Origin of the sequence: Bradyrhizobium sp. SZCCHNR1002, assembly GCF_032381435.1 — a bacterium.
GTDB classification, from domain to species: Bacteria; Pseudomonadota; Alphaproteobacteria; order Rhizobiales; family Xanthobacteraceae; genus Bradyrhizobium; species Bradyrhizobium aeschynomenes.
Map to the genome: position 1 here is coordinate 741,120 of NZ_JAUHIS010000001.1, position 13,515 is coordinate 754,634.

Annotated in this window: 10 protein-coding genes; 3 read left to right on the plus strand and 7 right to left on the minus strand. The window is 65.4% G+C overall.

Features of this window, described 5'->3' with window-relative positions; translation table 11 throughout:
• Positions 1-24 precede the first annotated feature (24 nt).
• Complete coding sequence (locus QX108_RS03335; RefSeq protein WP_315778813.1) at positions 25-1,911, minus strand: TRAP transporter large permease subunit; 1,887 nt, start codon at positions 1,909-1,911, stop codon at positions 25-27.
• 33 nt (positions 1,912-1,944) lie between these two features.
• Positions 1,945-2,964, minus strand: coding sequence for a TRAP transporter substrate-binding protein (locus tag QX108_RS03340; RefSeq protein ID WP_315720109.1), 1,020 nt, complete (start codon positions 2,962-2,964; stop codon positions 1,945-1,947).
• A 527-nt stretch (positions 2,965-3,491) separates the two neighbouring features.
• On the opposite strand from QX108_RS03340, the gene QX108_RS03345 reads away from it, so the two are divergent.
• On the plus strand, positions 3,492-3,695 hold the full coding sequence (locus tag QX108_RS03345; protein ID WP_315720110.1) for a hypothetical protein: 204 nt from the start codon (positions 3,492-3,494) through the stop codon (positions 3,693-3,695).
• 24 nt (positions 3,696-3,719) lie between these two features.
• Here the strand turns inward: QX108_RS03345 and QX108_RS03350 are convergent, their stop codons facing one another.
• The 4 genes from QX108_RS03350 to QX108_RS03365 form a co-directional block, all read right to left on the minus strand.
• A complete protein-coding gene (locus QX108_RS03350) occupies positions 3,720-5,369 on the minus strand; it encodes a hypothetical protein (protein WP_315778810.1) in 1,650 nt (549 codons plus the stop codon).
• Positions 5,370-5,398: 29 nt separating this feature from the next.
• Positions 5,399-7,819 (minus strand): chitosanase, encoded by a 2,421-nt coding sequence (locus QX108_RS03355; RefSeq protein ID WP_315778808.1) that lies wholly within the window; start codon positions 7,817-7,819, stop codon positions 5,399-5,401.
• A 15-nt stretch (positions 7,820-7,834) separates the two neighbouring features.
• On the minus strand, positions 7,835-8,476 hold the full coding sequence (locus tag QX108_RS03360; protein ID WP_315778806.1) for a papain-like cysteine protease family protein: 642 nt from the start codon (positions 8,474-8,476) through the stop codon (positions 7,835-7,837).
• Positions 8,477-8,640: 164 nt separating this feature from the next.
• Entirely contained in the window at positions 8,641-9,783 is a 1,143-nt protein-coding gene (locus QX108_RS03365) for a hypothetical protein (protein WP_315778804.1), read from the minus strand.
• A gap of 466 nt (positions 9,784-10,249) precedes the next feature.
• Here QX108_RS03365 and QX108_RS03370 point away from each other — a divergent pair, with 466 nt between their 5' ends.
• Positions 10,250-11,101: a hypothetical protein gene (locus QX108_RS03370; RefSeq protein ID WP_315778802.1), complete on the plus strand. Its 852-nt coding sequence runs from the start codon at positions 10,250-10,252 to the stop codon at positions 11,099-11,101.
• Positions 11,102-11,536: 435 nt separating this feature from the next.
• Positions 11,537-12,352: a hypothetical protein gene (locus tag QX108_RS03375; RefSeq protein ID WP_315778800.1), complete on the plus strand. Its 816-nt coding sequence runs from the start codon at positions 11,537-11,539 to the stop codon at positions 12,350-12,352.
• 45 nt (positions 12,353-12,397) lie between these two features.
• Here the strand turns inward: QX108_RS03375 and QX108_RS03380 are convergent, their stop codons facing one another.
• Positions 12,398-13,234 carry a hypothetical protein gene (locus QX108_RS03380; protein ID WP_315778798.1) on the minus strand — a complete coding sequence of 279 codons (837 nt, stop codon included), beginning with the start codon at positions 13,232-13,234 and terminating at the stop codon, positions 12,398-12,400.
• Between the last annotated feature and the right edge of the window lie 281 nt (positions 13,235-13,515).

Consider the following 13,515-nt stretch of genomic DNA (forward strand, 5'->3'; position numbering starts at 1 on the left):
GCCCTCCCTTGTCACCTCAAGAGTTTACAGGAACCCGATCGAAATCCACGGAAAAATCGCAACGATGATCAGGCCGATGAGAAGCGCCAGCATGTAGCCCCAGATCGGCCGGATACCTTCGGCGGGATCGACCCGGCCGATCGCGCAGGCCGCATAATATCCAACCCCGAAAGGCGGCGCGAACAGGCCGATTCCCATCGCCAGGATGACGACCATGGCATAGTGCACCTCGTGCACACCGACGGCGCGCGCGATCGGAAACAGCAGCGGCCCGAACAGCACGATCGCCGGAATGCCCTCGAGCACGCTGCCGAGGATGGTGAAGGCCACGATCGAGACCGCGATGAAGGTCGCAGACCCGCCCGGCAGCCCGGTCATGGCGGCCGCCAGCGACCGCGAGAAGCCGGACTGCGTCAGGCCCCAGGCCATGCCGGTGGCCGTGCCAATGATCAGCAGGATGGCCCCGGACAGCGCGGCGGTTTCGATCAGCATCGGCATCAGCCGGCGCCACTCGAACTTCCGATAGATCAGCAGGCCCGCGAGCACGCCGTAGACGATACCGATGGTGGAGACTTCCGTCGCAGTCGCGATGCCCTCGACGACGGCGGCGCGGATCACGAAGGGCAGGGCCAGGGCAGGGAGCGACACGATGAACGCCTTGCCGATCTCGGCTCCGGTCGCGCGGCGGACGCCGCTCATGTCCTCGTTGCGGTAACGCCACCAGACCAGCGCGCACAGCGTGATCGCCAGCACCACGCCCGGCAGCAGGCCGCCGGTGAACAGCGCCGCGATCGAGACGCCGGTGACGGAGCCGATGGTGATCAGCACCAGGCTCGGCGGGATGGTCTCGGTCTGTGCGCCGGTGGCGGCGAGCAGGGCGACGAGATCGCCGGGCTTGGCGCCGCGCGCCTTCATCTCCGGAAACAGCACCGGCGCGACCGCGGCCATGTCGGCCGCCTTGGCGCCGGAGATGCCGGACACCAGATACATCGCGCCGACCAGCACGTAATGCAGTCCGCCGCGGACGTGGCCGAGCAGGCTCGCGAGGAACGCCACCATGGCACGGGCCATGCCGGTCATCTCGATCAAGAGGCCAAGGAAGACGAACAGCGGCACCGAGAGCAGGATCAGGTGGCTCATGCCCTCGTCCATGCGCCCGACCAGCACCATCAGCGGCGTGCGCGTCGTCAGCGCGAGATAGCCGAAGATCGCGAGCCCGAACGCGAACGCGATCGGCACGCCGGCGAAGACGCAGAACCCGACCACGCCGACGAAGAAGATCACGAGATTGATGTTGCCGAGCGGCTTCAGCACCGGCTGCGCCAGCCAGAACAGCGCCAGGATCGCCGCGATGGACACCACGGCGAGCAGCATCGTCCTGGCGTTGGCCGCGCGCGCCAGGCGGATCAGCGCGAATAGCGCCATCAGCCCGATGCCGACCGGCAACGCGGCCGCGCGACAGATGTTGGAGATCTGCAGCGCCGGCGTCGTGATGTAGCTTTCCTCGTAGGAGTATTCCCAGGCCGGCCAGGCGATCATCACCAGGAACGCCAGCGCGGCGGACGTTGCGACCAGATCGAGATAGCCACGCAAGCTCGGGCTTGCGCGCGCCACCATCGCCGTCATCCGCATGTGCTCGCCGCGGCGGAACGCCACCGCGGCGCCGAGCATCGCGAGCCACAGGAACAGGATCGAGGCCAGCTCGTCGGACCAGATCAGCGGCTGGTGCACGACGTAGCGCGCCACAACGCCCGCGAACAGGATGACGATCTCGGCCACGACCAGCAGCGCAGCCGGGATCTCGACCAGGAGGCCGAGCAGGGCCTCCAGGCGGTCGAGCCAGGACCAGCGGCGAGGGGTCTCGATGACCACCTCGCTGATGGCTATTTCCGTGAACTCGGCATGCGCCATGACGTCACCCGAACGCGTCTAAGTCAGTCCAACTCAGGACAGCTTGCCGACGGCCTTTTCCAGGAGCGCCCAGGCCTCGTCGCCATATTTGCCCTTCCACTCGGCGTAGAAGCCGGCGGTGCGCAGCTTGTCGCGGAACGGCGCCACGTTGGGCTGATTGAAGGTCAGGCCCTTGGCCGCGAGATCCGCCTGCAGGCCGGCATTCAGCTTGGCGACGTCCTCGCGCTCCTTCACGGCGGCGGCGTTGATGTGCTTGGCGACGATGGCGCGCATGTCGGCCGGCACGGCCTCCCAGGCGCGGCGATTGGCCAGGAACCAGAAGCCGTCCCACATGTGGTTGGTCAGCGAGCAGTACTTCTGCACCTCGTAGAGCTTCGCCGTCGAAATGATCGCCAGCGGGTTCTCCTGGCCCTCGACGACCTTGGTCTGCAGCGCCGAATAGACCTCGCTGAAATTGATCGAGGCGGGCGCCGCGTCGAACGCCTTGAACATCGAGGTCCACAGCGGCGACACCGGCACGCGGATCTTGAAGCCCTTGAGATCGTCCGGGCCGTTGATCGGCTTCGTCGACGACGTCGTCTGGCGGAAGCCGTTGTCCCAGATCTTGTCCATGACCATCAGGCCGGCCTTGTTGATCTGGCCGCGCACGTAAGCGCCGAGATCGCCGTCCATGGCCTTCCAGACCGTGTCGTAGTCCGGGAATGCGAAGCCAATGCCGTTGATCGACGCCGCCGGCACCAGGGTCGCCAGGATCAGGCCGGACAGCGTGAAGAACTCGACGCCGCCGGAGCGGATCTGGCTCAGCATGTCCGTATCCGAGCCGAGCTGGTTGTTCGGGAAGATCTGCAGGTCGAACTTGCCGTTGGTCTCCGCCTTGATCGCCGCCGCCATCTCCTTGGCGCGGACGTTCAGCGGATGGGTGTCGGGCAGGTTGTTGGCGTATTTGTAGGTGAACTCGGCGCTCTCAGCGCGCGCGACATGCGGGGCCGCAATCCCACCCAGAACGGCCGAGGCCGCCGTGGCCTTCAGCAGCGCGCGTCGTGACAGGCTCATTCTCGTTTCTCCCTGAAGAAGCTTCTTCTTGTTGCATCGCGCCGCGGGCGACGCCGGACGAATCCGGGCGACGTCGGCGACATCATCTGCGCTTATTGCAGCGATGGGCCGCAGCAGCAATATCGGCGTTCGCAGCGGGCCATGCGCGGCGCGATTCTCGGCTGTCTGCAAGCTGCGGAAAATATCGCTGCCGAGGCGTGCCGGAGCGTCCGTCGCGGCCGAAGTTTGAGGTTTTGGCGCCAAGCCATTGATCTGCCTGGACATATAAATATTCCATAATATACCTTATGCGAATTGGCTATCGACAGATCGTTCCGCTGTTGGGCTGTCGGTCTCGTCCGATGCCCGTGCGCATCATCGGACCTGATTTGCGAGAAACCTCACCTGTCCGGCAGCGCCTGCTCCGTCGTGCCTTGCCGAAGCCCGGTTGCGGTCCTAGATCGAGGCTGGTGGTGGCCCGCGACGCTGGATGCGGGACCGCACGGATGGCCACACGTGAAGCCTGCAGATCAAACAGAGCACGGCAGATGAGCCCGGCGAGTGACGACCATGGACCGCTGGCTGCGCGGCGCATTCCGGCGAGCGAGTATGACGCGAGCTTCCTGAGTAACCTCAAGGCTCAGCACAAGGTTGCGGCGGTCGACGAGAGCTGGACTGCCGAACAGCTGCGCAGTCTGCCTCCGAACGTGAAGTACCTGCTCTATCCCAACGGCGACCTCGAGCACCTCTGACGCCCGACGCCGCGGCACAGACGATCAGCGGCACACCAGGCCTGGGGATTGGCAGCCACAGGCGAAGCCGTCCCGCTTCAGCACGCTCTTGCCCCCTTCCATCACCAGTGCGTGCGTCATTCGTCCGTCCCGCTTCTTTCCCGCGCCGCTCAGCGATGGCGTCGCTTCGCTCAGATCGATCTGCTGACGCTGAATCAGGCCCGCAACGAAGTTGTAGGACGCGGCCTCCTGGCTCATGGCGCCGTCATAGGGAGCAGCTCCATAGGTGGCCGACGCGACGGCAAACCGCCCCTCGTCTTCCGGCGCATGCACCTCCAACTGCAGATCTCTCCCGATGGTCAGCGGGCGAAGCGGAAGGTCGGGCGTCTCGCCGAAGCCCAGGCGGTGCGCATCATCGTCCTTTCTGTCCTCATAGGAATAGATGATCGCGGCGCCTCCAGCGCCCGTCATGTCGAGCGCGCCCAGATGGATGGCCTCCGGCAGCGGCGCCGCGCCCATCTGAAGCGTGGAAGCGACGGACAGGATGCCGTGCTCGAGGAACGCTCCCGTGAGCTCGGCTTTGTGTCGGCCCTCGAAGCGCGCCTCATCGGCCTGGATCATCGCCGCTGCGACCTGGCTGAAATAGGCCGAAGTGATCGAAGCGCCATGCACGGCGTCGATCAGGATCTGGGCGATGTTTTGGCTCACGCTCAAAAGGCTCGCCTCATCCTTTGACGGACCTGCGGAGAACATCCGAGCGAGCGCGTCGAGAAAGGCGCCGGTGAAGATGCGGGAAAACGAATGCTCCTCGCTCGACAGCAGGCTGGCATCCGCGACCGGCGGCACCAGATCTGGCCTGCGGTAGAAAAAGCGGTTGGCGGCGTTGCGCAGGCAGTCGCGCTCCACCGTTCGCGGACTGATCTGACGGAGGCCCCAGCCCAGTTGCTCAGCCAGACGTGACAGTCTGGAGCTCGTATTCAGCCGACCGCCGGTTTCCTCGATCACCGCCTTTCGCATCTCGGGAACCTGCAACGCGCACAGCAGCGCACTGATGTCGCCAAAGGATTCGTGGAACGCCCCTGTCTCGGTGTTCGCAACATGAAACAGTTGCGGGCGCAGTGCATCGAGCACCGCGTGTCCGAGTTCGTGACAGACGACATCCGGACTCTCGGCGGTGAAGATGTCGATCTCGCGCACCTTCTGCCGGTAGAAGCGCAAGCCGAACCGGCGCGTGTAGTTCGCGTTCAGTTGCGTCCCCGCCTCGACCAGGCTAACCTGCATCGGATTGGAAGTGGACCAGGTCGTGCCGGCGGGCAGCAGCGAGCCCCAGAACCGGATGCCCCGCGCCAGCGCTTCGTTAGCGACCCAGTAGCGAAACTCCGGCGTGCCGGGATTATAATTGGCGACCGGCGGCGCCTGATCCGCCGTGGTGACGCGCATCGCCGAGAACGTGTTGGTGACGACCGGGACCGGCCGGGTTGGGGCCAGCGGGGGATTTGTGCTTGGCACGGCCTCGCTGAAAGGATCGTCCCAACTGCTCACCTGCCCCGCCCCCGCCCCCGCCGTGGCGGCGCCGCCGACGGCGCGGGACTTCATGAAGGCCTGCAGATCTTCGCTGGTCGACTGCATCAGCTCTGCAACGCGCTGCAGGGCTGCAATCGTGGCCGCGTCATCGTCCTTGCTCTTCTTCGCCATGGCGAAGCTCCTTCCGGTTCAGCGCGGCGTCACGCAAAACGCCCGGCGGCACCTGCCGGGATTTCGACGACGTCGATGATGTGCGCATCCAGCTGAGCCGTCGTATCGGCTCCGCCCCAGGTGCCTTCTGCAGATCGGCTCCCGCCACTGCCGGTGACCGTGACGTTGATGAAGCCGTATCCCTGCAGCCGGGCCGCAACCATGTCATTGCTGGCAAATTGCTCGAGCCCTTGCAGACTGAGCGTGGCGCGGTAGCGATGGCCGGTCTTGACCGAGAACGTCGCCTGCCGCGCGGCGACCGGCGCCATGGCCATGCCGGCGATGGCAGCGACCGTGTCGTGGTCGTGGGCAAGGACATAGACGAAGGTGCTGGCCTGCCAGCTGGCTCCGGTCCAGGGCCGCGAATCCGGGCCAACGCCGCCGCCATGCGATTCCAGCGTCTTGCCGCCCGAGATCAGGACAACATGGCCGATATGGCTGGACGTGTCCTGCGGCCGCAGAAACGCGATCCGCACCAGGCCGTCGCTCTGGGTCGCTGCGGCCACCGTCGACTTGGCAAATCCCTGCGCGCGGATCCAGTCATGCTGATTGACCGAGCCATCCGGAAACCTGAGCGCAGGGCTGGTGGCCCGGCGTAGCGCTTCGCGTACGAAGCCGCTGCAGTCAACCTGCGTGAAGTCACGGCCAGGGACGGCGCCGAGGAAAGGCACCTTCTTTCCAAGACCGTAGGTGACGCGCGGCCGCGACGTCATGCAGGCCTGCAGGAAGCTCCAGGCGGCATTCATGTCGAGGGTGAGCAGTGGAGCTGGACCCGCAGCGCCGCCGAGCGGGGCGAGATCGAGGGCACCGCCTTCGCCAAAATTCGCGATATCCTTTTCGCTCGCGAGGTCGTCGAACTCCCCTGCGACGGGCGCGCCGGGATCCTCCCCCCCAGTGTCCTGGACCATGGGAGCGTCCTGGACCAGGGGCTGATCGAAAAAGGGCACGCCAGGCGGCGGGCTTTCCGCTGCGATCTGAAGATCTCCGGGCGGGCGCGCATCGACCTGCACGCCGTTGGCTGAGATCGGCAGCATCGCGAGATCCCAATTGTTGCGGCCGATCTCGCGCATAAGATCTCGCGTCCGATAGGCGCTTGCCCGAACGGCAGGACGGTGATGGTTCAGCAGCCAGTCGTTGCGGGTCTCGGTGTACTCCCGGATCCAGGTCTGCTCATTGCCGCCGCGCGCTGGAACGGCTTCCCGGAAGCGCGCCCGCAGCAGATCGAGAATGCCACCGCTGTGAATGAAGGAATCGTAGATCACGAGGACTGACAATGCGCGGGTGAAGCCGTTGGTGTTCGCCCAGGCCAGCGCGGGCTTGAAATAGCGCCGATCGAAAAACACGTCCTGGGTCTCGCGCATGACCGGATCCTGCGCGCCGGCCTGGCGTAGCAAGCCCTTGAACGTGGCATCGTCGACCAGGGCTACTCTGCCGATCCGTTCGACATATGGACGGAGCTCGTTCGAGAACCGACCGCCGGCCTCGCTGTACATGGCGACCAGCTCGCGGAGATTGCCGTACTCCGTCGTCTGCGAGCGTCCATATGTGATCTGCCGGATGTCGTGCGGGCCGTCATTGAAGACGGTGATATTGCTGTAGTCGCCCTGCACCGAGCCGGTTTCGAAGGCATTGATCATGCGCTCGCAGACAAGGCGCTGGTCGGCCGTCAACTGAATGGTGGTGGCCGCGGCTGCACCGCCGGTCACTGCTGCCGGCGCGGCCATTGCCGGCGATGCGGCCGCCGGCCCGATCTCGCTGAGCTGGCGCACTGCTCGATTGATCTGCAACGCCGCCTTGATCAGGCCATCGATGGCGCGCTGCAAGTCCGTCTGATCAGCTGGATTGGGCACGTTTCCACCTTTCTGCGCCGCTCGGCGCTTGCTTGCAGCGGCTTGGACGGCGCGCAAGATGAAGGACGCATCCTCGCGCGGCGGCAGCGGCTTGCTGGGATGGCCGTCGACGAGGGGAATGAAGATGTCACGGGGGCCGTGCAGCCAGAATGCCGACATGTAGATCGCCGGGATATCCAGGATGCGCGCTTCGAACTCGCCGGCCCGGCTGCCATAGATTTGCTCGGCCTGCTCCGCGGCCTTCGCCAGACGCGCTGCGAGGTCGCCGCTGATCAGGCTGTCGAAATCGGGGGCGCCGGACGCATCGTGCTTCACATCGGCAACGGCCGATGAACCGCCGCCAATCACCAGATAGCGCCAGCCGACCGGCTTGGCGCGCGCAAGGAAGCCTGCATCGGTCAGCTCGTTCAGCTTCACCACGAACCGGCGAATGGGCTGGGTCAGCTGAGGCGCGCCGCTGCTCGCGGCGAACGCCGCAACGCGATCGGCCATCAGGTCGTTCAGCGCCATCTCGACGACGGCAACGCCACCGGCCGGTCCTGGCGGCATCCTGATGGCCATGCGGTACTCCCTCGGTCAGGCGGATATCGGAGAGTCTGAATCGGGCGATGGAGCTGCGGCGACCGCGATCGCCCGGTCGGTCGTGAAATAGCTGTGGCTCCACTCATCGCCGGGCGACTTGTAGGCCGAGACGAGATCGACATACCGTTTCCGGGTCGGTCCGTAGAAAGAATCGCGGACGTCGACATATTGGGTGCCGTTGCCTGCGATCAGCCAGCCGCCTAGCGCGACGAAGTGAGCGCCGCCGCCGGCCCAGGCGATGCGGCAGCCGACCGGCCGCCTGGCATTGATCTCGGCCTGCACGGCGTCGAACGCGAGGCTTGCGGATGTCATCCGGTCGAAATGTCCGACGCTTCGCAGCGCCGTATCGAGCCTCCAGGGCTTGTTGCAGTCCCCCGCCGCGGCATCTCCACAGCAATTGAGCGGCGTCAATTCGGCGGAGGCGACGGCGCATTGCGTCCAGGACGCCTGGCCATAGAAATTCCCGACGCTGCTGCTGACGGCCGCCCAGCACCATTCCGCCTGCTCCTGCGGTGTCACGATAAAATCGGTCAGCGCCGCCGCCGCCATCGTCGGTGCAGCACCGGCTGCCGGCGCTGCGTTGACGGGGGCCGTCGCCAGCGGCTGCAGCGGTTGCAAAAATCCCGCGAGAGCCATGTCATTACTCCCCACCAAGATACATTGGCGCAGATCGTCGACTCTGCCGTCGCCCAAATGATTTCGAAACCAATGACGCCTCGAACCGTTTTTCCGCTCCCGACCCTGGATCTCGAGCCTGGCCGCCGTTGCACGACAAGGGCGCCATCAGTTGCGCCCGAGCTTCATTTGCCTTTCGAGACTGCGTCGAATGCCTGCTCGATCTTCTTGAGATTCTCCTGCGAGAAGGCTGTCGTCACCGCCCCGGCGAAGGTCAGCATCTGCGTGACGGTCTTCCAGAGATCTGCCTGCGCGGCGCTGTTGTCGACGATCTCGTCATATTGCGCGACCAGGCCGTTGAACTTGTTGAGGGCCAGCGTGGTGTTGCCGGTATCGGCGATCTGGTCGTACGAGGCGGCCGTCTTCAGCGCGGCTTCGAGACCCTTCTCGAAGTGGTTCCAGATCAGCGCGTGGCACCTGCGGAACCGTCCACTGAGAATGCCCTTGTCGTTTCGCCTGTACATGGCCTCGCCCGCCCCACACGCCTCCTTCACCTCTTTCGAACTGAGATCGAGGGGATTGCCTGCGACCAGCGCGATCTGCTCGGCAAACTCTCCCGCCAGCATCAGGCGCCTGGCGAACAGATAGTCCGAGGTCGCTCGTCCAAGGCCGCGCCCGGCGCTGATGATATCCTGCTTGTGCTGATCGTCCTTCAGGAACTCCTTGATCGCCGCACGTTTGCGCGCGTCGTTCAGGATGTTGGAGAAGTTGGTCAGGACGGGCTGCACGATTCCGGCGACCGTGTTGAACAATGCGCCGATCGGGCCGAAGAAGCTCAAATCCGGCAGTCCCGTGCCGCCGCCCAACGGAGCAGCAGCGGCGACCAGCTCTGACGTTTGAGGAATGACGATGCCATAGTAGGCAGCATCGAACTCCTTCAGGTCGGCCTCGCAGCTCTTGCGAAACTGGCTCTCCATCTGCGGGTCGGCGCTCGGCTTCTTCGCCACGTCGACCTGGTAGCTGGAGAACAGCGACTTGATCGCCGACGGAATATCGGAGGCATCGCTCGGCGCGGCCAGCGCCTGCAACTGGCTCGTCACCGCATTGATGTAATCCTGCTGCGCCCGCGTCCCGAGATGGTCGACCGTGATCGAGGCAGCGTTTTCTCGCGGCGAGATCTTCGCCACGACCACTTTCTTGCTCCAGCGAAACTCACACAGCAGCTCCGCCTCATCGAGGACGTCCGCAAGCGAGATCTTGTTGGTCGCATCCGTGACCGGCGCCTGGCCCGACGCATGAGGAAATGCCGCCAGAACCTTGGCGGTCACCTTTTGTCTAACGAACTCGCGCCGTGCGGCATTTCTTTCGTTCTGAATCAGATCGTTCGCCGAGACCGACATCGCGGACAACGCCGACACGAATGCCGAATAGCTGTTCTGGTTCTCACTCTGCGCAAAACTCGAGCTGCTATGGCAGCCGATCGAAATGAACAAAGAAAATGAAAGCAGAAATCTGCGCTGCACATGCATCAGCATGGCCCTCCCTCTACATCGGGAAGTTGCATCCTATACCGCAACCAAGCCGTGTCAATGCAGCGTGCAGCGCGCAAAGCGATACGGGTCCGATGGTGAGATGTCACAGCCCGTGCCGGCCCGATGGCACCGCGCCGTCAGCCACGCAGGCGTGCGAAATCGCCCCTCACTGGTCACCCCTTAGTCTTGGTTTCGTCAAAGCCCTTGGCCAAATCGCTGGCGGGGATTGGGCACGGGCGTTTCGCGTACAGGACCCGAGGACATGTCAGTTCAGTCGGCGCCGAAGGAAGTTGATCCGGACGATGTCGCGCTGTCGCCCGACAACGAGATCTGCGAGCAGATCTATCAGCGCGTCCTCACTGAGGTGCGTGCTCGCATCGACCAGCGGATTGCGGCCATCGAGGCCCAGGCTGCGGCGGAGGCTGAAGTCGATGCTGAGGCCGTCGAAGCCGCCGAACCATCGGCCGAAGCCGGCAGCGCAGCTGCGCCAACCGCAACGAGGCGTCGGCCCGTGTTACGAGCCGCAATCACGCTCGCCGCCTCAGCCGGGCTCGTGGGCGCTGTCACCACATTGGCGCGCGATCATCAGGAGGCCATCACATCGGTGACCGATCGGATCGAGGCCGCGATCCAATCCATCCGTCGCGAGACGCCCCAGATGGCAATGCCGACCGGCGGAGGGGACGCGGCGACGTCCGGATCGAGCACAACCGAGACCGCAGACACGGTCCCGGCCGCATCATCTCCGTCCGCGTCGCCGTCACCGGAGCCGTCCTCCGGACGGTCCAGCGATCCATCCTCCGCAATGGCCGAAGCAACACCCGAGCGCGACATGCCGCCCGCGGCCGAGCGAGAGCTCGCCCCCCTGATGGAAAAGATCGCGCATGACGTCGCCGCGCTGCAGACCGGGCTGCAGGATCTCAAGGCCAGCCAGGAGCAGGCCAGCCGCGATCAAGCCAAGGCCATCGAGCAGCTGCAGGCCAGCCAGGAGCAGCTCGCGCGCGCCGTCCGGACGTCGAAGACCGAGCCCACGACCGTCGGCGCAGCCGCGCGTCTCGCGCCAAGACCGCCGCAGCCACCACAGACGCGCCAGCCTCGGTTTCCGAACTTCTGAGGATGAGATCCGAGCAGGGGTGCCCCTGCCCCCGGCACTCCTGCATATGACGATGGGAAGTATTGCGCGCGTCGTCTCCGTATCGTCATGGCCGGGCTCGTCCCGGCCCTTGGCGGACGGCGGCTCAGGCAGGCTGCCGCACAAGTGACTGAGCACCTCATGCACGTCGCAGGTCATGACGGCGAGAAGCGCCGCCAGCGCGAGACCAGATAGGTGCCGGCATATTCCAGCTTGACGCCGATGCAAGAAACTCGGGCTTTTCCAGCACTTTCCCACCAGTCCTAGGCACCGCTGCGGGGGGAATATTGTCCGAAAAGGCCCCCTCCTCGTCACGACGCTGTCTTGCTTTCGGCCAAAGCGGCGGGTCGAGTCACGTTTGAAAATTCAAAGAGAAATCGGCGTCGGCGGCGGGCGTTCAGGGTTTGGGGATCACCAATGCAATCCACACAGAATGTGCAACAGATCGATCCGAGCGAGATCGGCCTCGCCCCGGAGAAGCCGGAGAAGACCAGCTACGATCAGTTGTATCGGCGGGTCCTGCGCGAGGTCCTGACGCGGATCGACACCCGGCTGGCGGCGATCGAGAAACCGGGCGTGGCGGCGGATGCGGCCGCAGCCGCCAGTACCCGCGACGCTGCAGGTCCTGCGGTCAGCCGCTGGGCGCGCATCAAGGCACCGCTCGGCAAGTTGCGCGGCCGCAATGCCGTGGGGCTCGCGCTGCTGGTCGTCCTGGTCGGCGGATCCGTCGCCTGGTCGCAGCGCGACGCCGGCTCGTCGTTGATGGACCGCTGGATGCCTGGCGCGACCGAGGGGACACAGGACGAGGCCTCGGCCCAGCCGGGCAACGAGGAGGCCATGATGTCGAACGCCTCGTTGAGAGGCTCGGAAGACGGCGCCCGTGAGCCGGGAACGTTGATGCAGCGGATGGCGCGCGATATCGCCGAGCTGCAGCAGGGCATCGAGCAGATCAAGTCCACGCAGGATCAGGCCAGCCGCGATCACACCCGGGCCATCGAGCAGTTGCAGGCCGGCCAGGATCAGTTGATGCGCCTGGTGTCACGGATGTCGAACCAGGCGGCGCAGGCGCGCGGCGCGGGCGTGCCGCCGCCTCCGCCGCAGCAGATCGTCGTGACGCCGCAGCAGCGGACCACGACGGGGCTGGCGCGAAACCAGCCGCCGCAGCAGGGCTCGACGTTCGGGACGTTCCTGACCCGCAACAACTCCGGCATTCAATCGCCGCTGCCGCGCTGATCCTGGATCAGCAGCGGCCGCCAGCACGATCCCCAGCAATCGCGGTCAAGAGCAGGCGTGGAATTGCCCATCATAGCCGCGATAGGTGCCCTTCGCCGCATCATAGGTGCGGAAGGTCTTGCAGCTGACGCTGCCCCTCTTCGCCTCCCGCTTCAACTCGCTCTTCTTGCCGGCGTTGCGCTTTCGCTTGGCGGGCTTGTCCTGATCGCCATTGGCATGGTGATGGTGCGCGTGACCCTGGCGTTCGGGCTTGGCTGACGGGCTCGCAACGTCCTGCTTGGCGGCAGGCTTGTCCTGAGCGGCTGTCGGCTGCGCGGCCACGGCCGCAGACGGCAATGCGGGCTTGTTGGTCTCGGCCGCAGCAGGCGTTGGCTTCGCCTCCGCAGCGGCGGCGGGCTTCTCGGCAGGCGCTGCGACCGCAGGCTTGCTGTCAGCCTTTTCCTCGGCCTTGTCCTGGACCGGAGCGACGGCGTCCTTGGCAGCGGCCGGCTGAACGACCGGCTCGGCCGGCTTCGCCTCGGTGACGGCGGGCTTGGGAGCGGCATCGGCCTCCGGCTTGGACTCAGCCTTGGACTCTGCTGTCGACTCGTCGGCCTTCGGCTCTCCGGGCTTGCCGGCTGCCGTGTCCGTCGGCGCAACGGCAGCGGCCGCTGGTGCTGCGGGTTCAGCGGCCTTTTCGGCCGCCACCTTCTCCGGCTCGGCCGCACCCGCGGGCTTGTCCACCACCTGCTCCACGGGCTTGCTGTCCGTGCCCGCCGGCTTCACCTCGGCCTCGACGGGCTTCTCGGGCGGCGCCGTCGCGGAGCTTTCGCTGGCAGCCTTGTCTGCATCACCGGCCGAACTCTGCGCCCAGGCGCCGGAGCTCGCGATCGCGCCTACCATGCAGGACAAGACCGCAGCGCGCACAATCCGCGCGGGCGAACGAATGAGGAAAATTTGCATGCAAGAATTCTCTGTTGAGGAGCCGGCTGCCAGCGGTTTACGTCAAATTTCCTGTCCTTTCGCCTCGAAAACCTCGCGCGCGCAAAAGAGTCGCACGCGGTGTGCTTTCCAGATCATGGATTTGCAATCAACACGTGAAGATTTGACGCCGATCAATCGACGTCCGGGGACGATCAGCGCCGCACGTCGTCATTCATTCGCACGGCGCCAGCGTGCGCGGC

Excerpts from the sequence above, each read along its gene's own strand:
- QX108_RS03335 (WP_315778813.1), bottom strand. The coding sequence starts at position 1,911 with ATGGCGCATGCCGAGTTCACGGAAATAGCCATCAGCGAGGTGGTCATC.
- QX108_RS03345 (WP_315720110.1), top strand. The coding sequence starts at position 3,492 with ATGAGCCCGGCGAGTGACGACCATGGACCGCTGGCTGCGCGGCGCATT.
- QX108_RS03355 (WP_315778808.1), bottom strand. The coding sequence starts at position 7,819 with ATGGCCATCAGGATGCCGCCAGGACCGGCCGGTGGCGTTGCCGTCGTC.
- QX108_RS03380 (WP_315778798.1), bottom strand. The coding sequence starts at position 13,234 with ATGGTAGGCGCGATCGCGAGCTCCGGCGCCTGGGCGCAGAGTTCGGCC.
- QX108_RS03350 (WP_315778810.1), bottom strand. The coding sequence starts at position 5,369 with ATGGCGAAGAAGAGCAAGGACGATGACGCGGCCACGATTGCAGCCCTG.
- QX108_RS03340 (WP_315720109.1), bottom strand. The coding sequence starts at position 2,964 with ATGAGCCTGTCACGACGCGCGCTGCTGAAGGCCACGGCGGCCTCGGCC.
- QX108_RS03370 (WP_315778802.1), top strand. The coding sequence starts at position 10,250 with ATGTCAGTTCAGTCGGCGCCGAAGGAAGTTGATCCGGACGATGTCGCG.
- QX108_RS03375 (WP_315778800.1), top strand. The coding sequence starts at position 11,537 with ATGCAATCCACACAGAATGTGCAACAGATCGATCCGAGCGAGATCGGC.
- QX108_RS03360 (WP_315778806.1), bottom strand. The coding sequence starts at position 8,476 with ATGGCTCTCGCGGGATTTTTGCAACCGCTGCAGCCGCTGGCGACGGCC.